The organism is Kitasatospora sp. NPDC005751 (genome assembly GCF_040630835.1).
Taxonomy (GTDB): Bacteria; Actinomycetota; Actinomycetes; order Streptomycetales; family Streptomycetaceae; genus Kitasatospora.
Genome location: NZ_JBEXYC010000004.1, coordinates 210275 through 229485 on the forward strand (window position 1 = coordinate 210275; position 19211 = coordinate 229485).

Genomic DNA, 19211 nt, shown 5'->3' on the forward strand with positions numbered 1-19211 from the left:
AGACGCCCAGCATGGCTATTGCCTACAGCCTCGACCTGGTGACCCCGCTCACCGCGGCCGAGGTCGCAGAGAAGCTCGACGAGATCGCCCGTCCGCAGGCGCTGTTCGGTGCCGGGGAGGACGCCGGCACCCTGGTCGCCGACGGCGCCGTCACCGCCCGCGGCACCTGGATCCGGGTGGTGGCGACCAAGGCGATCCCGTGGGGGGACCCGCTGATCGGCGGCCGCCCCTTCGGCGCGACCGTCTCGGTGGCCTTCCGCCTCGACAAGGCGGCCGACGTCTCCGACCAGCAGGACGACACCGTCCGGCTGACGCTCGGCCTGCTCGGCCGGGTCCCCGGCGACGCCGCGCTGCACCTCGACTACGAGGACGTCTGGCTGGTCCGCCAGGGCGGCGAACTGACCCTGAGCGAGCGCTCCGACCTCTGGCCGGCGCACCGCCTGGCCGCCGTGCCGGCGCCCTACCGGCGGCAGACCCAGGACTTCTTCTTCCCCGAGGACGACTGACCTCCGGATCAACGCCGGGAGCGGGACGTCGGACCCGCCGACTCCCCGCTCCCGCACCGGCGGCGAATCCGCGCTGCCGGCCGGCACCGCGGCGCCTCAGTGGTCGACGAAGACCACGATCTTGCCGAGCTGGTTGCCGGCCTCCAGGTAGCGGTGGGCCTCGGCGACCTCGTCCAGGCCGAAGACCCGGTCCACCACCGGGGCGAGGGAGCCGGTGCGCAGGCCGGAGGTGACGAAGGCCTCCGCGCGGCGCAGCCGCTCCGGGTCGCGGGTCGTCTCGTGGATCACGTAGCTGCGGATGCTCACCGCGGGCATGCCGAGGTCGAGGTTCGGGTAGGGCGTCGGCTCGCCGCTCAGCCAGCCGTAGAGCAGCACGGTGCCGCCGGCGGCGGTCGCCCGGACGAGGTCCGTCACACCGGGGCCGGCGACGGCGTCGAAGACGAGTTCGGCGCCCCGGCCCGAGGTCAGGGCCAGCACCCGCGCGCTGATCTCCTCCTCCTCGGTGACGATCACCTCGGCCGCCCCGGCCTTGAGCAGGGCCTCCCGCTTGGCCCCGGTCCGGGTGGTGGCGATCGGGACCGCCCCCGCCCGGCGGGCGATCTGGATCGCAGCCAGGCCCACACTGCTGGAGGCGGCGGTCAGCACGACGGTGTCCCCCGCCCGCAGGCCGCCGACCTCCACCAGCGCGCCGTAGGCGGTCACATAGGGCATCCAGACCGCCGCGCCCTCGACGGCGCCGAGCCCGGCGGGCCGGTGCAGCACGGCCGCCGCGGGGACGATCGCGCGCTCGGCGTAGACGGGGTAGTCGTTCATCGAGAACGCGGGCACCACGCTGACCGGCTGCCCCGGCTCGAACCCGGCTACCCCGGCCCCGACGGTCTCGACCACGCCCGCCGCCTCGGCGCCGAGCCCGGCGGGGAAGCTCCGGGGCGCCTCCAGGTAGGTGCCGCGGCGGAACAGCGCCTCGGCCCGGTTGATCCCGATCGCGTCCACCCGGATCAGCAGCTCGCCGGGGCCCGGCGAGCCGACCTCGACGTCCTCCAGCCGCAGTACCTCCGGCCCGCCGTGCTCGTGGAACCGCACTGTCCTGGCCATCGCGCATCGCCCCCATCCGGTCGGTGACGGCGGTGCGGACCACGCGCCGCCGCGTCCCACTAGATCCGAAAGGGCGTCAGCTGTCAAACTTCGACCGTCGTCGTACTTTGACGACTGCCGTACCATGTGCGCCGGAGGTGGCCGAACCATGGCAGCAGCACAGCGCGGCGGGCAGCAGCACCGCATCCCGCCGCACCCGGACGTCCGGGAGATCGGTCTTCAGCAGGTCCTGGAGGCGCTGGTCGACCCGGTCCGGCGCCGGATCGTCGCCGAGCTGGACACCGCCGTCGAGGACCTCGCCTGCGGGACGATCGACCTGCCGGTCAGCAAGTCCACCGCCACCCACCACTTCCACGTGCTGCGCGAGGCCGGGCTGATCCGCCAGTACTACGTCGGCACCTCGCGGCTGAACGCGCTGCGCCGCGAGGAGTTCGAGGAGGCCTTCCCGGGGCTGCTCGGCGCCCTGCGGGTGGAGCGCGAGCGCGGCTGAGCGCACCGGGACGGCCAGGAGCGGACCGGGCCGGGCCGGCGCGCGCCCCGGCCGGGGGCGGCTCAACCCTCCGGCTGGGCCCGCTTCTTCAGCGCCATGCCGAGCAGGAACAGCGCCGACAGCACGGCCGCGAGGCGGAGCACGCCCGGGGCCGCCGACCAGGCGATCTCGCCGGCCGGCTGCCCGGGCTGGAGCCCCCCGCCCCAGCGCCCCTGGGCCCGGCCCCAGTACCAGAGACTGGTCCCGCTGATCGTCGCCAGCGGGATCCCGAGGATGGCGAACTTCCTGGTGAGATCGCTCAGTTGACGGGACATGTAGCCGAGCGCCCAGCCCACCAGCATCACCACGATCTGGCCGCTGACGGCTCCGCCGACCAGCGTCACCGAGGCGAGCAGCAGGAGCGGCGACGGGCGGCGGCCGGCCATCGCCGACGGCTTCGGGGGCGCGGCGGCGGGCTCGGGCGGCGGCGTCTTCCCCCGGCTCCGCGCCCGGCCCCCGGCTCCCGCCCTGCTCGCGCCCTTGTCCTTGTCCTTGTTCTTGCCCTTGCCGTTGTCCTTGCCCTCGGCCGGGTCGGGCTCGGCGGGCGGCCCGGCCGCCGCGGCCGCCTCCCCGTCCTCCGCCCGCTGCTCCGGGATCGGCGTGATCGCCGCCCCCGGACCGTCCGAGAAGTTGAGCATCACCAGATCCCAGCCCCCGGCGTCGGAGGACGCGTACAGCTGCGGGGACGGCAGGGCGTCCGGGTCGGCCGGGGCGTCCCGGAACGACTCCGCCACCCACGGCGAGCCCTGGTCCTCCGGACCGGCCGGCCGCCCCGACCGCGGGGGCGCGGGCGGGGCGGAGGGGCGCGGGGGCACCACCGGCGCGCCCGTGGCGTACACGCTGTCCTCGTTCGCCGGGCCGCCGGAACCACCGGCCGCACCGGCACCGCCCGCGCCGTCACCCGTCCCACCGCGCGCGCCGTCACCGCCGCCGGACGGCTCGCTCCACGGCCCGCGCCTGCGCCACCACTCGCCGTCCGCCATCACCCAGCACCCCGCCTCGCCCGAGCCCGTCCCCGAAGACCTCGCGGGACCGCGCGGGACCGCGCCGGGCCCCGCGGATCCCCGCTGCTCGTGACGCTACCCACCCGGCCCCCGCCCACGCGAGCCCGGTCCGCCCACCGGCCGGTCCACCGCCTCGCGCTCCCGGGCGACCACGGCCGGATCACCCTCCGACGACGGATCCCCACCACCACCCGACCCGACTAACCTAGGTCGAATGACCACACAGCAGGGCCCCCAACGCACCGGCAAAGCGCCCGCCGGCCCCCGCACCCTCGCCGAGGAGCTCCGCAGCCGCGCGGACGACGACCTCGCCGCCCTGCTCCGGTCCCGCCCCGACCTGCTCAACCCCGTCCCCGGCGACCTCACCCAGCTCGCCGCCCGGCTCTCCTCCCGGGCCTCCGCACTGCGCGCCCTGGAACGGCTGGACCGCTTCACCCTCCAGGTCGCCGAGGCCCTGGCCGCCGCCCCCGACGGCGCGCCCCCGGCGACCGTCCGGACCCTGCTGACCGGCCCCGCCAAGGTCAAGCCGCACCCGGGCGCCACCCCGCTGAGCACCGCCGACCGGGCCGCCGTCACCGCCGCGCTCCCCCGCGCCCTCGCCACCCTGCGCGACCGGGCGCTGCTCTGGGGCCCCGACAACGGGCTGCGACTGGTCATCGCCGCCCGCGAGGCACTCGCGCCGACCGCCGCGAACCCCGGCCGCACCGGCCTCGGCCCGACGCTCGCCGACGCGACCGCCGGGATGTCCCCGGCCCGGATCCAGCAGTTGCTGGTCTCCGCCGGGCAGCCGCCGACGCCCGACCCGGTGACCGCCGTCGCCGCGCTCACCGCCCTGCTGACCGACCGCGCCCGGTGCGACGCGCTGCTCGCCACCGCCCCCGAGCCGGCCCTGCGCCTGCTGGACCGCCTGGTCTGGGGCCCGCCCACCGGCACCGTCCCGGACGCCACCCGCCCGGTCACCGCCGAGGACGCGCAGAGCCCGGTCGAGTGGCTGCTGGCCCGCGGCCTGCTGCTGCCGAGCAGCCCCGGCAGCGTGGTGCTGCCCCGTGAGCTCGCCCTGCACCTGCGCGGCGGCCGCACCCACCGCCTGGTCGAGCCGGTCCAGCCCGAACCGGCCCCGGCCGCCGCCGCGCGCGATCCCCAGGCTGTGGACGGCGCCGCCGCCGGGCAGGCGTACACCGCCGTCCGGACCGTCGAGGAGCTGCTCGACCTCTGGGGCCTCAACCCGCCGCCGACCCTGCGCGCCGGCGGCCTCGGCGTCCGCGACCTCAAACGCACCGCCCAGACCCTGGAGAGCACCGAGCAGCAGACCGCGTTCTGGCTCGAACTCGCCTACACGGCGGGCCTGCTGGCCCCGGACGGCGAGGCCGACGAGCGCTGGTCCCCCACCCCGGCGTACGACGGCTGGCTCCAGCAGGACACCGCCGACCGCTGGGCCGTCCTGGCCGCCGGCTGGCTCACCGCCACCCGCGTCCCGGCCCTCACCGGCACCCCGGACGGCAAGGGCAAGCCGCGCGCCGCCCTCGGCCCCGAACTCGACCGCACCCTGGCCCCGTCGGTGCGCCGGGCCGCCCTCGCCCTGCTCGCCGAGCTGCCGCCCGGCACCCCCGCCACCGCCGACGAACTGCTGCCCACCCTGCGGTGGCAGCGCCCGCTGCGCGGCGGACCGGTCACCGCCCGGCCCGCCGCCGACGGGCCGCACGGCGGCGCCGGGGCGCACCCGGCCGCCGGTCCGGGGCGCGACCTCCGGGACGACCTCGTCGGCTGGACCCTCGCCGAGGCCGAACTGCTCGGCATCACCGGCCGCGGCGCACTGGCCTCCCCCGGCCGCGCGCTGCTCACCGCCGAGGCCGACCCGGCCGAGGTGCTCGCCCCGTTGCTGCCGCGCCCGCTGGACCACGTGATCCTCCAGCCGGACCTCACCGCGATCGCGCCCGGCCCGCTGCTCACCCCGCTCGCCCAGGCGCTCGCGCTCTGCGCCGACATCGAGTCCAAGGGCGGCGCGACCGTCTACCGGTTCACCCCCGAGTCGGTCCGCCGCGCCCTCGACGCCGGCCGCAGCGCCGCCGACCTCCAGGCCTTCCTGGAGCAGCACTCCCGCACGCCCGTCCCGCAGCCGCTCAGCTACCTGATCGACGACGTGGCCCGGCGGCACGGCATCCTGCGGGTCGGCGCCGCCTCCTCGTACCTGCGCTGCGACGACCCGGCGCTGCTGGGCGAGGTGCTGGCCGACCGGCGCTCCGTCGACCTGCGGCTGCGCCTGCTCGCCCCGACGGTCCTGGCCTCCCAGGCCGCGCCGGACGTCCTGCTCGCCACCCTGCGCACCATGGGCTACGCGCCCGCGGCCGAGTCCGCCGAGGGCGACGTCCTGATCACCCGCCCGGACAGCCACCGCACCCCGCCGCGCGCGGCGCCCGTACCGGTACCGGACGGTCCCCCGACGCCCGACGACGTCCTGCTCGCCGCCGCCATCAAGGCGATCCGGGCCGGTGACCGCGCCGCCACCGCCGTCCGCCGGGAGCCGGCCCCCGACCCGCGCCGGCTCCCCCGCACGGCGGCGGCCGAGACCCTCGCCTCGCTCCAGACCGCCGTCCTGCTCGGCGAGCGGATGTGGATCGGCTACCTGAACGCCGAGGGGATCGCCAGCCAGCGCATCATCGACCCGGTCAAGGTCGAAGGCGGCTTCGTCACCGCCTTCGACCACCACGCGGACGAACTCCGCACGTTCGCCCTGCACCGGATCACCGGCGTGGCCGAGCTGGAGGAGTAGCGCCCTCCGGGGCAACCGCCCGGCGACCGGCGGTCAGTGCCCCTGCTTGGCGGCCTGCTCCTTCGCCTTCTCCTGCATCGCCTTGTCGGCCATGGCCGCGATGTCCCCCTGGCCGACCGGCAGGCTGCCGCCGCCGACGGTGTCCGCGAGCAGGAAGGCGGGGGCGGCCATCAGCCCGCCCGGGCCCTCGCCGATGCCCGCGAGGGCGTGCGCCGAGCCGGCGGAGGAGGCGGTCGCGGCGAAGGCCGAACCGAGGAGGGCGAGGGCGGTGAGGGCGCGCTTCGACTTGTTCATGCCCCGCACAACGACCGACCGGTCCACCGGTCACTGCCCGCGGTTGACGAGCCGGTCGCACCCGGCGTACTCCGGAAGGTGGGGGTTCGCGAAGGGAGTCATCGTGCTCGGCAACCGGATAGTCACGCAGACCACCAGGGACACCGGCCGGCGGGTGCTGGCCACCACGGACGGCATCCATCCCGTGGTCGAGGTCTCGTTCGAGGCGACCGGCGACGTCCTCGGCGTCGGGGTCAGGGAGTTCGCCACCTACGAGTCGCAGCTTCGCTCGGACGGCACGCTGTTCGGCGAGGGCCAGGGCGTGGGCATGAGCGAGCGCGGCGAGGGCTACAGCTGGCACGGCAGCGGCATCGGCCGCTTCACCGGCCCCGGCGGCGCCATGGCGTGGCGCGGCGCGATCTTCTTCGAGAGCCAGTCCGAGTCCTTCGCCCAGCTCAACGACACCGTCGGACTCTTCGAGTACGACACCGACGGCAGCGGCACCGGCAAGGTCACCGTGCACGAGTGGAAGTAGCCCTCCCGGGTTCGCGGCGGAATGCGCGACACTGGAGGGTCTGCGTCCCTGCAGACCTGTCAGCCAGTGGAGGGCTTCCCCGCGTGAACGACGGACCGCTCATCGTCCAGAGCGACAAAACTCTTCTTCTGGAGATCGACCACCCCAGGGCCTCCGACTGCCGTCGCGCCATCGCGCCGTTCGCCGAGCTGGAGCGCGCGCCCGAGCACGTGCACACCTACCGGGTGACCCCGCTCGGGCTGTGGAACGCCCGTGCCGCCGGGCACGACGCCGAGCAGGTGGTCGACGCCCTGGTCAACTTCTCCCGCTACCCGGTGCCGCACGCGCTGCTGGTGGACGTGGCCGACACGATGGCCCGCTACGGCCGGCTCAAGCTCACCAAGCACCCCGTCCACGGGCTGGTGCTCTCCACCACCGACCGGCCGGTGCTGGAGGAGGTGCTGCGCTCCAAGAAGATCGCCCCGCTGGTCGGCGCCCGGATCGATCCGGACACCGTCATCGTGCACCCCTCCGAGCGCGGCCAGATCAAGCAGGTCCTGCTCAAACTCGGCTGGCCCGCCGAGGACTTCGCCGGGTACGTGGACGGCGAGGCGCACCCGATCGAGCTGGACCAGAACGGCTGGCAGCTGCGCCCCTACCAGGCCCAGGCCGTCGAGGGGTTCTGGCACGGCGGCTCGGGCGTGGTCGTGCTGCCCTGCGGCGCCGGCAAGACGCTGGTCGGCGCGGCGGCGATGGCCGAGGCCAAGTCGACCACCCTGATCCTGGTCACCAACACCGTCTCGGCGCGGCAGTGGAAGCACGAGCTGGTCAAGCGCACCTCGCTCACCGAGGACGAGATCGGCGAGTACAGCGGGACGCGCAAGGAGATCCGCCCGGTCACCATCGCCACCTACCAGGTGATGACCACCAAGCGGAAGGGCGTCTACGCCCACCTCGAACTCTTCGACGCCCGCAACTGGGGCCTGGTCGTCTACGACGAGGTCCACCTGCTGCCCGCGCCGGTCTTCAAGTTCACCGCCGACCTCCAGGCCCGCCGCCGGCTCGGCCTGACCGCCACCCTGGTCCGCGAGGACGGGCGCGAGGGCGACGTCTTCTCGCTCATCGGCCCCAAGCGCTTCGACGCGCCCTGGAAGGAGATCGAGGCGCAGGGCTACATCGCGCCCGCCGACTGCTGCGAGGTCCGGGTCACCCTCACCGACTCCGAGCGGCTCTCCTACGCGACCGCCGAGCCCGAGGAGCGCTACCGGTTCTGCGCCACCACGGCGACCAAGCGCCGGGTGGTGGAGGCGCTGGTGAAGAAGCACGAGAAGGACCAGACCCTGATCATCGGCCAGTACATCGACCAGCTCGACGAGCTCGGCGAGGTGCTGGACGCCCCGGTGATCAAGGGCGAGACCAGCAACGCCCAGCGGGAGAAGCTCTTCGAGGCCTTCCGCACCAAGGAGATCAGCGTCCTGGTCGTCTCCAAGGTCGCCAACTTCTCCATCGACCTGCCCGAGGCGACCGTCGCCATCCAGGTCTCCGGGACCTTCGGCTCCCGCCAGGAGGAGGCCCAGCGGCTCGGCCGCGTCCTGCGCCCCAAGGCGGACGGGCACTCGGCGCACTTCTACTCGGTGGTGGCCCGCGACACCGTCGACCAGGACTTCGCCGCCCACCGCCAGCGCTTCCTGGCGGAGCAGGGCTACGCCTACCGCATCATCGACGCGGACGACGTGCTGTAACTCCCGGCGGCGCTCAGTACTTGACGCCGTCGCGCCCGAGGAAGACCACGCGCGCGGCGGTGTCGAGCGCGATGCCGACGTTGCGGACGGCCGTGGTCAGCGGGGAGCGGCGGTGTCCGGGGCCGACCGCGGCGGTGGCCCCGGCCGGGCGGGCGGGGGCGGACTTCTGGGACGGCACTCGCGGCGCCGTGATGTGTACGGTGCTCATGTGTTCCACGGTAGTTTCCGCCCGCCCGAAGCACATCACCCCAAAGGCCGTACCGGGCAGGACGTAGGTCGTCCTCCAGGTGTACGCAGGCCCTGAGGGCCCCGGAGGGGGAACGGGGTGGAACCCCGAGGCCGCCGGGTCTAGGATCACTCGTCTGCCCCCTCCCGAACCGTGGTACCTGCTGAGTCGCGCAGGCAGCCGGGGGAGGCGCCGACCGCACGGATGGGCCCCTCCTGCCCGTCGCCGGGCAAGGAGGGACGGTCGGCTGTATCCACCGTGAGCTCCAACGATCCGCTGCGCCCGTCTCCGGGGCAGCCGGGAAGGTTCGCTGTGCCCGCCACCCCCACCACCGACCCCCTCCAGCGCGAACGCGACCACCTGGCCGCCTCCCGGGCCGCGCTGCGCGCGATGCGCGAGGACGTCGAGTCCCTGGACATCAGCGACGTGACCGGCACCTGGGTCACCGCCGTCGTGCTCCAGAACCAGATCGAGGCCCGGATCGCCGCCCTGGCCGACCTCTCGCACACCCCGCTGTTCTTCGGCCGCCTCGACTACCTGCACGCGATCAGCGAGGACCTCTCCGAGGGCTCCGGCGGCGAGAGCTTCTACATCGGCCGCCGCCACGTCCACGACCACGACGGCGACCCGATGGTGATCGACTGGCGCGCGCCGGTCTCCCAGCCGTTCTACCGGGCCAGCCGCACCGCGCCGATGGACGTCGAGCGCCGTCGCCGCTTCGGCTACACCGGCGGCGAGCTGACCGCCTACGAGGACGAGCACCTCACCGACCCGGCCGAGACGGACACCTCCTCCGCGCTGCTCGCCGCCGAGATCGAGAAGCCCCGCGTCGGCCCGATGCGCGACATCGTCGCCACCATCCAGCCCGAGCAGGACGAGATCGTCCGCGCCGACATCACCGGCACGGTCTGCGTCCAGGGCGCCCCCGGCACCGGGAAGACCGCCGTCGGCCTGCACCGCGTGGCGTACCTGCTGTACGCGCACCGCGAGCGGCTCGCCCGCACGGGCACCCTGGTGATCGGCCCCAACAACGCCTTCCTCTCCTACATCGAGCAGGTGCTGCCCGCCCTCGGCGAGCTGGAGGTGGCCCAGGCCACCGTGCAGCAGCTGGTGGCGCACGTGGAGGTGCGCGGCGAGGACACCGCCGAGGCGGCCCGGCTGAAGGGCGACGCCCGGATGGCCGAGGTGCTGCGCCGGGCCGTGCGTTCGGGCATCACCGCGCCCACCGAGCCCTGCGTGGTGGTCCGCGGCTCCCGCCGCTGGCGCGTGCCGGTGTACGAGCTCACCGAGATCGTCGAGGAGCTGACCGCCCGCGACATCCGCTACGGCGCGGCCCGGGAGGCCCTGCCCCAGCGGATCGCGCACGCCGTGCTGCTGAAGATGGAGCAGGGCGGCGAGGCGCCGGACGACCGGGTGCAGGACGCGGTGGCCCGCAACGCGGCGGTGAAGGCGACGGTCAAGGAGTGCTGGCCGCCGGTCGATCCGGCCAGGCTGGTGCACCGGCTGCTCTCCGACCCGGAGTTCCTGGCGCGGTGCGCGGAGGGCGTCCTCACCCCCGAGGAGCAGCGCACGGTGCTCTGGTCCAAGCCCGGCCGCTCGGTGCGGACCGCCCGCTGGACGCCGGCCGACGCCGTCCTGGTGGACGAGGCCACCGACCTGGTCCAGCGCACGCCCTCGCTCGGCCACGTGGTGCTGGACGAGGCCCAGGACCTCTCCCCGATGCAGTACCGCGCCGTCGGCCGCCGCTGCACCACGGGCTCGGCGACCGTCCTCGGCGATCTCGCCCAGGGCACCACCCCCTGGGCGACGGCGAGCTGGCCGGACGCGCTGCACCACCTGGGCAAGCCGGCCGCCCACATCGAGGAGCTGACCAAGGGCTTCCGCGTCCCCGAGGAGGTCATCGCCTACGCCTCCCGGCTGCTGCCCGCGATCGCCCCCGGTCTCGCCCCCGCGACGTCCGTGCGTGCGGCGCCCGGCTCGCTGACGATCACCCGCGTCCCGGACGACGGGCTGGAGAAGGCGGTCGTCGAGGCCTGCCACCGGGCCCTGGAGCACGAGGGCTCGACCGGTCTGATCGCCGCCGACGCGCGCGTCCCGCTGCTCGCCGCGGCACTGACGGCGGCCGGCCTGCCGTTCCTCTCCCCCGGCGCCGAGACCAGCGCCGAGGCCCGGCTGACCCTCGTCCCGGCCTCGCTGGCCAAGGGTCTGGAGTACGACTACGTGGTGCTGGACGAGCCGGCCGCGGTGGTCGCCGGCGAGCCGGACGAGCGGACCGGCCTGCGCCGCCTGTACGTGGCGCTGACCCGTGCCGTCTCCGGGCTGACGGTGCTGCACGCCGAGCCGCTGCCCGACCGGCTGGGCTGACCGCGCCGGGCCCGGGACGCGCGAAGGGGACCGGCGGTATCCGCCGGTCCCCTTCGCGCGTCGAGTCGCGGACCGCCGATCGCTCAGCTGTCGGCGCTCTCACGCTCAGCCATCGATCAGGGACCGCCACTCGGCGACCTTGGAGGCGTCCACGGGGGACTGCCATCCGGCGACCCGCACCGCTCCGCCGACGTGGAAGCCGTCGAAGCCCGCCGCCCGCAAACCGGGCAGGTGTTCGGCCCGCAGGCCGCCGCCGATCAGGATCCGCTGCCCGTACCCCGGCTCGCCGGCCCTGGCCAGCTCGGCCAGCAGCACCTCCCGGCCCGCGTCCACCCCGGCCACCGCGCCCGAGGTGAGGTAGGTGTCCAGCCCGGGCAGCGCGCCGAGGGCCGCCCGGAGGGCGGTCCGGTCGGCGCTGTGGTCGATCGCCCGGTGGAACGTCCAGCGGCAGCCCGCCACCGCGTCGGCGACGGCCTCGGTGGCGGCGAGGTCGACGGCGCCGTCGGCCGTCAGGAAGCCGAAGACGAACTCGTCGGCGCCCTCGGCCCGCAGCGCGGCGGCCCGGGCCACCAGCTCGTCCAGGTCGCCCGGCGCGAAGCCGTCCCGGACGCGCAGCATGACGCGCAGCGGCAGCTCCACGGCGGCCCGGATCTTGGCGAAGTCCTCGACCGACGGGGTGAGGCCGTCGGCGGCCATGTCCGTGACCAGTTCGAGCCGGTCGGCGCCGCCCGACTCGGCGGCCTGGGCGTCCTGGGGCGTCAGCGCGATGACTTCGAAAATTGGTCTAGACATATCAGACAGCCTGCCACATCGCGAGGCGCCCGGCGAGGCCCGTACGGCCGATCGGTCACAGAGCCGAGCGGCGCAGACCCTCGATGCCCCGCCAGCCGATCCCGGCCACCGCCACGAACGCCGCGCCGACCGCGCCGACCCCCAACAGGTTCCAGATCCCACCGGCCGACTCCCAGAGGCTGAACAGGCTGAACGAGAGGGTCAGCGGCAGCACCGCCAGCCCGATCGCCGCCGGCACCAGCCAACCGCGCGCCGCGGCGCACACCAGCAGCAGCGGAACCGCCAGCAGCAGGGCGGCCCACGGGTCGTTCATCAGGTACCGGGTGTCCCAGCCGCCCTGGGCGCTGACCACCAGCAGACCCCCGACCGCGCCCAGCGGCACCAGGGCCGCGGTCCGCCAGGTCGGCCGGCCCAGCAGGTCCCCCGGTGCGGCGAGCACCAGCAGACCGGACAGCACGAACGGCAGCGCGGAGGTGGAGCTGTAGGAGAACCACCACCAGTCGACGAACTCCACGCTCAGGACGGAGTCGGCCAGGTTCAGCAGACCGGCGCCGATCACCGCGACCGACAGGACCCGGGCCGCCGTCCAGTGCCCCAGCACCGCGGCCACCGCCAGCAGCAGCGAGGCCACCGGCAGCGCGAACACGGTCAGCGCCAGCAGGACCGAGGAGTGCGCCCCCTGGATCCGCCAGGCGATCAGGTCGGGGTCGCTGACCCACGGGTAGAGGGCGGCCCCCGCGGCGGTGCCGGCCACCAGCGGAACCGCCAGCGCCAGCAGCCGCCCGGCCGCCGACGCCGAGGTCAGCCGGGCGCGCATCCGCAGGCCGTAGGCGGCGAGGTCCAGCGCCTCCCGCAGCAGGGTGGGCCGGTCCGCCTCCGCCGTGGTGTCGGCGAAGACCGCGGCCAGCTCCTCGCCGCGCTCGCGGCGGTAGCGGGCCGGGTAGAGCTGGAGCGCCGCCCGCAGGGCGACCGGCCGGTCGATGGTCTGCATGCTCACGCGAAGACCCCCCTGACCATCGAGAGCACGGCGGAGAGCCGGCGCTCGGCCTCGGAGGCGACGGCCCGCAGCCGCCCCGCCTCGGCCGCCAGCGCGCCGCGGCCGGCCGGCGTCAGCGCGTAGCTGCGCCGGGCCCGGCCGTCCACGACCTCCTCGGCGGCGACCTCGATCAGGCCCTGCTGGAGCAGCCGGTCGAGCGCGCCGTAGAGGGTGCCGGTGCGCATCTTCACCCGGCCGTCGGAGATCGCGGCGACCTCCTGGATGAGCGCGTAGCCGTGTCTGGGCGCGTCGGCCAGCGCGGTGAGCAGAAGCAGCGTCGGCTCCTGCATGGCTCGTTCTGTCATAGGACTACATATATCGTCAAACTACATATGCGTCCAGTGGACCCGCCGGACTCCGCCCGTGCCGCGACCGGCACCCGCCAGAATGAGCCCATGCCGAACCAGCCCGCCGCCCCCGTCCCGGCCGACCTGCTCGCCGACTGGACCGCCCTGCTGCGCCGCTGCGGCGCCGGCGCCGACCCCGCGCCGTACGGCCGCGACCTGCTGGGCCGCTGGACCGAACCGCAGCGCCGCTACCACACCACCGCCCACCTGCGGGCGGTGCTCGGCCACGTGGACGTGCTCGCCGCGCACGCCGAGGACCCGGACACCGTCCGGCTGGCCGCCTGGTTCCACGACGCCGTCTACCGCCCGGACCGCTCCGAGAACGAGGAGCGCAGCGCCGCCCTCGCCGTCCGGGCGCTCACCGAGGCGGGCCTGTCCGAGCCGCGGACCGCCGAGGTGGCCCGTCTGGTCCGGCTCACCGTCTCGCACCGCCCCGAACCCGGCGACCGGGACGGCGAGGTGCTCTGCGACGCGGACCTCGCCGTCCTCGGCGGCGACCCGCGGGCGTACGCCGCCTACGCGGCCGCGGTGCGCGAGGAGTACGCCTTCGTCCCGGAGCCGGACTTCCGCGCCGGGCGGGCCGACATCCTGCGCCGGCTCCTGGCCCTGCCCGCGCTCTACCGCACACCCCTCGCCCGCGAGCGCTTCGACGCCGCCGCCCGGGCCAACCTGGCGGCCGAACTCGACCGGCTCGAAGGCTGACGCGCCGACTCGATGACTCACTGAGCGGCCGACCCGCCCGGGACGCGCGAAGGCCCGGCCCGGCGCACGGAGCGCCGGAGCCGGGCCGGGGCGGGATCAGCCGTCGAGCCGGCCGACGGGCGCCACCACCGCCCCCGCCTTGCCGCAGACCCAGTGCGGCTCCGGCCCCAGCTCGGGCTCGACGCCCAACGCGTGCGGGTCCCCGTCGGCCGCGCAGGAGGTGCAGAGCGGCCAGCGGCCGTAGGCCTCCAGCAGCGCGTCCTGGACGTCCTGGGCGACCAGCCCGAGCACGTACTCGGCGCCGTCCGGCCACTGCTCAAGCCACCACCGGCGGTGCGTCACGGCGTCCTCGACCAGCGACACCACGGCGGCGTCCGCCACGTCCCGCGCGGTCAGGTCGGCCAGGATCAGCGCCCGCGCGTTGTGCAGGGCGGTCTCGATGTCATCAGCGGTGGCAGCCATCCGTCCATTGTCCCAAAACGGCGCCGGACACAACGCCGCACGGGCGGCTCCCCGAGGGGAACCGCCCGTGCGATCGGGAAACGACCGATCCCGGAGGGGATCAGAAGTCCATGTCACCGCCCGGCATGCCGCCGCCGGCGGCCGCGGCGGCCTTCTCCGGCTTGTCGGCGATGACGGCCTCGGTGGTGAGGAAGAGCGCCGCGATGGAGGCGGCGTTCTGCAGCGCGGAACGGGTGACCTTCGCCGGGTCGATGATGCCCTCGGCGATGAGGTCGACGTAGGTGTTGGTGGCGGCGTTCAGGCCGTGGCCGGCGGGGAGGTTGCGCACCTTCTCCACCACGACACCGCCCTCGAGGCCGGCGTTGGTCGCGATCTGCTTGATCGGGGCCTCCAGCGCCACGCGGACGATGTTGGCACCGGTGGCCTCGTCGCCCTCCAGCTCCAGCTTGTCGAACGCGACACCGGCCTGCAGCAGCGCGACGCCACCACCGGCGACGATGCCCTCCTCGACGGCGGCCTTCGCGTTGCGGACGGCGTCCTCGATGCGGTGCTTGCGCTCCTTGAGCTCCACCTCGGTGGCCGCGCCGGCCTTGATGACGGCCACGCCGCCGGCCAGCTTGGCGAGGCGCTCCTGGAGCTTCTCGCGGTCGTAGTCCGAGTCGCTGTTCTCGATCTCGGCACGGATCTGGTTCACGCGGCCGGCGACCTGGTCGCTGTCGCCGCCACCGTCGACGATGGTGGTCTCGTCCTTGGTGATGACCACCTTGCGGGCGGTGCCCAGCAGGTCGATGCCGGCGTTCTCCAGCTTGAGGCCGACCTCCTCGGAGATCACGGTGCCACCGGTGAGGATGGCGATGTCGCCGAGCATGGCCTTGCGGCGGTCGCCGAAGCCCGGGGCCTTGACGGCGACGGACTTGAAGGTGCCGCGGATCTTGTTCACGACCAGGGTCGACAGGGCCTCGCCCTCGACGTCCTCGGCGATGATGACGAGCGGCTTGCCGCTCTGCATGACCTTCTCCAGCAGCGGGAGCAGGTCCTTGACCGAGCCGATCTTGGAGTTGGCGATGAGGATGTACGGGTCCTCGAACGTCGCCTCCATCCGCTCCAGGTCAGTGGCGAAGTAGGCGGAGATGTAGCCCTTGTCGAAGCGCATGCCCTCGGTGAGCTCGAGCTCCAGACCGAAGGTGTTGCTCTCCTCGACGGTGATGACGCCTTCCTTGCCGACCTTGTCCATGGCCTCGGCGATGAGCTCGCCGATCTGGGTGTCGGCGGCCGAGATGGAGGCGGTGGAGGCGATCTGCTCCTTGGTCTCCACGTCCTTGGCCTGGGCCAGCAGCTGGTCCGAGACGGCCTGGACGGCCTTCTCGATACCGCGCTTCAGGGCCATCGGGTTGGCGCCGGCGGCGACGTTGCGCAGACCCTCGCGAACGAGCGCCTGGGCCAGCACGGTGGCGGTGGTGGTGCCGTCACCCGCGACGTCGTCGGTCTTCTTGGCGACCTCCTTGACGAGCTCCGCGCCGATCTTCTCGTAGGGGTCCTCGAGCTCGATCTCCTTGGCGATGGAGACACCGTCGTTGGTGATCGTGGGGGCGCCCCACTTCTTCTCCAGCACGACGTTGCGGCCCTTGGGGCCGAGCGTGACCTTCACCGCGTCGGCGAGCTGGTTCATGCCACGCTCAAGGCCGCGGCGAGCTTCCTCATCAAAGGCGATGATCTTGGCCATCAGAAGTGGTCCTCCGGGACACGGTCGACTGCTCGGACCAAGGGGTGCCCGCGACGGACGGCCCTGGTGTGCGGGGGTCCTTTCCCCTACCGCTCCCGGGGGCCTCACCGACCCAGTCCGCTGTCACTCTCACACTGTGAGTGCTAACGCCAATGATTAGCACTCCGGGTAGGCGAGTGCAAGCCCAATCGCCCAACCCGCGAGCCGCGTCCGCCCCCTGCGGCCGCCGTCGGCGAGCCCCCGGCGAGCCCCCGCTGGGCCGCCGCCGGGTGTTCGGCACCCCCGCGCCGGACGCCGCGCGGGCCCCCGCCGGACATGCCGACGGGCCCGTACGACATGTGTCGTACGGGCCCGTCGTGAAGCAAGAGGTGCACCAGCCGAATGGGCCGAGCCGAACTCCTGGGGTCGGAAAGGTCAGACCGCGGCGCGGACCATGTCCGCCTGCGGGCCCTTCTGCCCCTGAGAGATCTCGAACTCGACCCGCTGGCCCTCCTCAAGGGTGCGGTAGCCGTCCATCTGGATCGCGCTGTAGTGGACGAAGACGTCCGCACCACCGTCGACCGCGATGAAGCCGTAGCCCTTCTCCGCGTTGAACCACTTGACGGTGCCCTGAGCCATTCCGAACTCCCCTAGTGCTGTGCTGGCCCTTCACGCGCCCGCAGGTCGCGGGCCCGGGTCTGGTTTGAGGCCGGCCCGGGGAACCCCCCCTGGGCGCAGCCGTGCACGCCACAATCGTCCGCGGAGACCACCGGAAGGCCTCCGGTGAGCGGGTGATTGCGTCGACCGCGGCTGAATGTATCCGGATCGACGCCCTCTGCAACAGGGTCAACCGCTGGGAATTCCCTAGGTCCGCCAGGGGACAGGCCAGACCAAAGCGGGAGGAAATCGGCATTTCACGCCGGACATAGCGGACGAATTACTCAAATGCCTTCGAGAATTCTGACATCGGCCTGACATGTTTCACGGCCACGGCCCCGGCGCCGGTCTCAGCGGCCGGACAGACACCGGCGGTACGGGCGCGGACGGAGTTCGAGTACCGGCGCGAGGGGGATGGGGCGGCCCTCTTCCCGGACGAGCCACACTCTACTCCCCCGGACTGCGAAATATTCCCGCCGGAATGCGGCGGGCCGCCCGCGCGTACGGAGATCGGAATTCCGTACGCACGGACGGCCCGGTCGAAAACGGGTCGGCCGATGAAAGGCCTGGTCGGAAAGGGGCGGATCAGCAGCCGCCGGCCACCGCCGGAATGATCGAAACGCTCGCGCCGTCCTTGATCTCGGTGGCCAGGCCCTCGGCGAACCGGACGTCGTCGTCGTTGACGTAGACGTTGACGAACCGGCGCAGCTTGCCGGCGTCGTCCAGGATCCGGGCGGCGATCCCGGCGTGGTTCCGCTCCAGGTCGGCGATGACGTCGCCCAGGGTGGCGCCCTCGGCGGCCACCTCGGCGGCGCCGCCGGTGTAGGTGCGCAGGATGGTCGGGATGCGGACGGTGGCGCTCATGGGGGATCTCCTCGGGCGGTGCGGCCGGGCGGCCGGTACGGGCTGCGGGGGCTGCGGGCGGGTCAGGCGGACGCGAGGCCGGCGTCGCGGAACGAGGCCAGCGTCGGGCGGATGACGGTGGTCATCCCGGAGTCGGAGACGGCGTCCAGCGTCTTCAGGCCGTCACCGGTGTTGATCGCGACGGTCTCCTTGGCCGGATCCAGCTGTCCGGTCTCGACCAGCTTCTTCAGCACGCCGACGGTCACCCCGCCCGCGGTCTCGGCGAAGATGCCCTCGGTCCGGGCCAGCAGCTTGATCGCGGCGACCACCTCGGCGTCGGTGACGTCCTCGACCGCCCCGCCGGTGCGCCGGGCGATGTCCAGCACGTAGGGGCCGTCGGCCGGGTTGCCGATCGCCAGCGACTTGGCGATGGTGTCCGGCTTGACCGGCCGGATCACGTCCTGGCCGGCCTTGAAGGCCGCCGACACCGGTGAGCAGCCCGCCGCCTGGGCGCCGAAGATCCGGTACGGCCGGTCCTCGACCAGGCCCAGCTTGATCAGCTCCTGCAGGCCCTTGTCGATCTTCGTCAGCTGCGAGCCCGAGGCGATCGGAATGACGATCTGCTCCGGCAGCCGCCAGCCGAGCTGCTCGCAGATCTCGTACGCCAGCGTCTTGGAACCCTCGCCGTAGTACGGGCGCAGGTTGACGTTGACGAAGCCCCAGCCCTCACCGGCCGGGTCGCCGATCAGCTCCGAGCAGAAGCGGTTCACGTCGTCGTAGTTGCCCTCGATGCCGACCAGCTCGCCACCGTAGACACCGGCCATGACGACCTTGCCCTGCTCCAGGTCGTGCGGGATGAACACGCAGGACTTGAACCCGGCCCGGGCCGCCGCCGCGCCCACCGCGCCGGCCAGGTTGCCGGTCGAGGAGCAGGAGAGGGTCGTGAAGTGGAACGCCCGGGCCGCCTCGATCGCGCAGGCGACCACCCGGTCCTTGAAGGAGTGCGTCGGGTTGCCGGAGTCGTCCTTGACGTGCAGCTGGGCGGTGAACCCGAGCTCGCGGCCCAGGTTGTCCGCCTTCACCAGCGGGGTCCACCCCGGGTTGAGGTTCGGCTTGTCGGCCACGTCGGCCGGGACGGGCAGCAGCGGGGCGTAGCGCCAGATCGACGCCGGACCGGCCTCGATCCGCTTGCGGAGCTCCTCCGCGCCCTCGCTCCCGAAGTCGTAGGCGATCTCCAGCGGCCCGAAGCACTCCAGGCAGGCGAAGCTGGGACCGAGCGGGAACCGGGTACCGCACTCCCGACAGGACAGTGCGACGGCGGGACCGAGATCAACGGTCGCGGGGGCGGCTGCGGCGGTGTCGATAGCCATGATGGCGGAGGCCTCTCTCCTCATCTTCCCCGTGACGCGGGCGCGCCACAGGCCGGAATTGGCACCTGTCCCGCCGGGGCCGGAGGCCTGCCGTGCGAGAAGGTTGCCGGGACGTCAACGGGCCGTTCCCTCAGTCCCTCTGGATGAGCTCTGTGAAGTTGTGGTCCTGCTCAGCGACGACCCCGGCGTGCGAAGGTCCGATCGCTGTACGAAGACTGTATCCGAAGGCGTCAACCCTGAACGGGACCGTCCGCCACGCGAGATGCCCCGTCCCACC

19 protein-coding genes and 1 riboswitch are annotated in these 19211 nt (G+C 73.8%); of the genes, 7 read left to right on the top strand and 12 right to left on the bottom strand.

Features of this window, described 5'->3' with window-relative positions; all coding sequences use genetic code 11:
- The first annotated feature begins 11 nt into the window (after nt 1–11).
- Nucleotides 12–506: a SitI3 family protein gene (locus ABZ497_RS06950; RefSeq protein ID WP_359803815.1), complete on the top strand. Its 495-nt coding sequence runs from the start codon at nt 12–14 to the stop codon at nt 504–506.
- Between the two features lie 96 nt (nt 507–602).
- Here ABZ497_RS06950 and ABZ497_RS06955 read toward each other — a convergent pair whose 3' ends face one another.
- Nucleotides 603–1601, bottom strand: coding sequence for a zinc-dependent alcohol dehydrogenase family protein (locus ABZ497_RS06955; protein WP_359803816.1), 999 nt, complete (start codon nt 1599–1601; stop codon nt 603–605).
- Nucleotides 1602–1749: 148 nt separating this feature from the next.
- Here ABZ497_RS06955 and ABZ497_RS06960 point away from each other — a divergent pair, with 148 nt between their 5' ends.
- A complete protein-coding gene (locus ABZ497_RS06960; RefSeq protein ID WP_329489162.1) occupies nt 1750–2091 on the top strand; it encodes a helix-turn-helix transcriptional regulator in 342 nt (113 codons plus the stop codon).
- A 62-nt stretch (nt 2092–2153) separates the two neighbouring features.
- On the opposite strand, the gene ABZ497_RS06965 is transcribed toward ABZ497_RS06960, so the two are convergent.
- The gene (locus tag ABZ497_RS06965) at nt 2154–3113 is read right to left on the bottom strand and encodes a hypothetical protein (protein WP_359803817.1); all 960 of its coding nucleotides are present in this window, start codon (nt 3111–3113) and stop codon (nt 2154–2156) included.
- A 235-nt stretch (nt 3114–3348) separates the two neighbouring features.
- Here ABZ497_RS06965 and ABZ497_RS06970 point away from each other — a divergent pair, with 235 nt between their 5' ends.
- On the top strand, nt 3349–5904 hold the full coding sequence (locus ABZ497_RS06970) for a helicase C-terminal domain-containing protein (RefSeq protein WP_359803818.1): 2556 nt from the start codon (nt 3349–3351) through the stop codon (nt 5902–5904).
- A gap of 33 nt (nt 5905–5937) precedes the next feature.
- Here the strand turns inward: ABZ497_RS06970 and ABZ497_RS06975 are convergent, their stop codons facing one another.
- Nucleotides 5938–6198: a hypothetical protein gene (locus tag ABZ497_RS06975; RefSeq protein ID WP_329489159.1), complete on the bottom strand. Its 261-nt coding sequence runs from the start codon at nt 6196–6198 to the stop codon at nt 5938–5940.
- 103 nt (nt 6199–6301) lie between these two features.
- Between ABZ497_RS06975 and ABZ497_RS06980 the strand changes: the two genes are divergently transcribed.
- Both ABZ497_RS06980 and ABZ497_RS06985 read left to right on the top strand, forming a co-directional pair.
- Nucleotides 6302–6712 (top strand): hypothetical protein, encoded by a 411-nt coding sequence (locus ABZ497_RS06980; RefSeq protein WP_329489158.1) that lies wholly within the window; start codon nt 6302–6304, stop codon nt 6710–6712.
- A gap of 83 nt (nt 6713–6795) precedes the next feature.
- Entirely contained in the window at nt 6796–8433 is a 1638-nt protein-coding gene (locus tag ABZ497_RS06985) for a DNA repair helicase XPB (protein ID WP_359803819.1), read from the top strand.
- Nucleotides 8434–8446: 13 nt separating this feature from the next.
- Here ABZ497_RS06985 and ABZ497_RS06990 read toward each other — a convergent pair whose 3' ends face one another.
- The gene (locus ABZ497_RS06990; RefSeq protein ID WP_329489156.1) at nt 8447–8641 is read right to left on the bottom strand and encodes a hypothetical protein; all 195 of its coding nucleotides are present in this window, start codon (nt 8639–8641) and stop codon (nt 8447–8449) included.
- 330 nt (nt 8642–8971) lie between these two features.
- Between ABZ497_RS06990 and ABZ497_RS06995 the strand changes: the two genes are divergently transcribed.
- Complete coding sequence (locus tag ABZ497_RS06995; RefSeq protein WP_359803820.1) at nt 8972–11023, top strand: ATP-binding domain-containing protein; 2052 nt, start codon at nt 8972–8974, stop codon at nt 11021–11023.
- Between the two features lie 105 nt (nt 11024–11128).
- On the opposite strand, the gene ABZ497_RS07000 is transcribed toward ABZ497_RS06995, so the two are convergent.
- Genes ABZ497_RS07000 through ABZ497_RS07010 form a run of 3 tightly spaced genes read right to left on the bottom strand, consistent with a single transcriptional unit; the run spans nt 11129 to nt 13156 of the window.
- Nucleotides 11129–11815 carry a copper homeostasis protein CutC gene (locus ABZ497_RS07000; protein ID WP_352297294.1) on the bottom strand — a complete coding sequence of 229 codons (687 nt, stop codon included), beginning with the start codon at nt 11813–11815 and terminating at the stop codon, nt 11129–11131.
- A gap of 55 nt (nt 11816–11870) precedes the next feature.
- Entirely contained in the window at nt 11871–12812 is a 942-nt protein-coding gene (locus tag ABZ497_RS07005) for a hypothetical protein (protein ID WP_359803821.1), read from the bottom strand.
- Entirely contained in the window at nt 12809–13156 is a 348-nt protein-coding gene (locus ABZ497_RS07010; protein WP_352297299.1) for a PadR family transcriptional regulator, read from the bottom strand. Before ABZ497_RS07010 ends, ABZ497_RS07005 begins: the two co-directional genes overlap by 4 nt.
- A gap of 90 nt (nt 13157–13246) precedes the next feature.
- On the opposite strand from ABZ497_RS07010, the gene ABZ497_RS07015 reads away from it, so the two are divergent.
- Nucleotides 13247–13900, top strand: coding sequence for a hypothetical protein (locus ABZ497_RS07015; protein ID WP_359803822.1), 654 nt, complete (start codon nt 13247–13249; stop codon nt 13898–13900).
- Between the two features lie 96 nt (nt 13901–13996).
- Here the strand turns inward: ABZ497_RS07015 and ABZ497_RS07020 are convergent, their stop codons facing one another.
- The 5 genes from ABZ497_RS07020 to thrC form a co-directional block, all read right to left on the bottom strand.
- Nucleotides 13997–14362, bottom strand: coding sequence for a hypothetical protein (locus ABZ497_RS07020; protein ID WP_329489150.1), 366 nt, complete (start codon nt 14360–14362; stop codon nt 13997–13999).
- A 100-nt stretch (nt 14363–14462) separates the two neighbouring features.
- Nucleotides 14463–16085, bottom strand: a complete 1623-nt coding sequence (gene groL / locus ABZ497_RS07025) for a chaperonin GroEL (RefSeq protein WP_359803823.1) — start codon at nt 16083–16085, stop codon at nt 14463–14465.
- Nucleotides 16086–16499: 414 nt separating this feature from the next.
- A complete protein-coding gene (locus ABZ497_RS07030) occupies nt 16500–16703 on the bottom strand; it encodes a cold-shock protein (protein ID WP_030289665.1) in 204 nt (67 codons plus the stop codon).
- A 603-nt stretch (nt 16704–17306) separates the two neighbouring features.
- Nucleotides 17307–17585 (bottom strand): ubiquitin-like small modifier protein 1, encoded by a 279-nt coding sequence (locus ABZ497_RS07035; protein ID WP_329489148.1) that lies wholly within the window; start codon nt 17583–17585, stop codon nt 17307–17309.
- 62 nt (nt 17586–17647) lie between these two features.
- On the bottom strand, nt 17648–18934 hold the full coding sequence (thrC, locus tag ABZ497_RS07040; protein WP_329489147.1) for a threonine synthase: 1287 nt from the start codon (nt 18932–18934) through the stop codon (nt 17648–17650).
- 17 nt (nt 18935–18951) lie between these two features.
- Nucleotides 18952–19084, bottom strand: a riboswitch (SAM riboswitch).
- Between the last annotated feature and the right edge of the window lie 127 nt (nt 19085–19211).

Excerpts from the sequence above, each read along its gene's own strand:
- ABZ497_RS06950 (WP_359803815.1), top strand. The coding sequence starts at position 12 with ATGGCTATTGCCTACAGCCTCGACCTGGTGACCCCGCTCACCGCGGCC.
- ABZ497_RS06955 (WP_359803816.1), bottom strand. The coding sequence starts at position 1,601 with ATGGCCAGGACAGTGCGGTTCCACGAGCACGGCGGGCCGGAGGTACTG.
- ABZ497_RS06960 (WP_329489162.1), top strand. The coding sequence starts at position 1,750 with ATGGCAGCAGCACAGCGCGGCGGGCAGCAGCACCGCATCCCGCCGCAC.
- ABZ497_RS06965 (WP_359803817.1), bottom strand. The coding sequence starts at position 3,113 with ATGGCGGACGGCGAGTGGTGGCGCAGGCGCGGGCCGTGGAGCGAGCCG.
- ABZ497_RS06970 (WP_359803818.1), top strand. The coding sequence starts at position 3,349 with ATGACCACACAGCAGGGCCCCCAACGCACCGGCAAAGCGCCCGCCGGC.
- ABZ497_RS06975 (WP_329489159.1), bottom strand. The coding sequence starts at position 6,198 with ATGAACAAGTCGAAGCGCGCCCTCACCGCCCTCGCCCTCCTCGGTTCG.
- ABZ497_RS06990 (WP_329489156.1), bottom strand. The coding sequence starts at position 8,641 with ATGAGCACCGTACACATCACGGCGCCGCGAGTGCCGTCCCAGAAGTCC.
- ABZ497_RS07000 (WP_352297294.1), bottom strand. The coding sequence starts at position 11,815 with ATGTCTAGACCAATTTTCGAAGTCATCGCGCTGACGCCCCAGGACGCC.
- ABZ497_RS07010 (WP_352297299.1), bottom strand. The coding sequence starts at position 13,156 with ATGACAGAACGAGCCATGCAGGAGCCGACGCTGCTTCTGCTCACCGCG.
- ABZ497_RS07015 (WP_359803822.1), top strand. The coding sequence starts at position 13,247 with ATGCCGAACCAGCCCGCCGCCCCCGTCCCGGCCGACCTGCTCGCCGAC.
- ABZ497_RS07020 (WP_329489150.1), bottom strand. The coding sequence starts at position 14,362 with ATGGCTGCCACCGCTGATGACATCGAGACCGCCCTGCACAACGCGCGG.
- groL (WP_359803823.1), bottom strand. The coding sequence starts at position 16,085 with ATGGCCAAGATCATCGCCTTTGATGAGGAAGCTCGCCGCGGCCTTGAG.
- ABZ497_RS07030 (WP_030289665.1), bottom strand. The coding sequence starts at position 16,703 with ATGGCTCAGGGCACCGTCAAGTGGTTCAACGCGGAGAAGGGCTACGGC.
- ABZ497_RS07035 (WP_329489148.1), bottom strand. The coding sequence starts at position 17,585 with ATGAGCGCCACCGTCCGCATCCCGACCATCCTGCGCACCTACACCGGC.
- thrC (WP_329489147.1), bottom strand. The coding sequence starts at position 18,934 with ATGGCTATCGACACCGCCGCAGCCGCCCCCGCGACCGTTGATCTCGGT.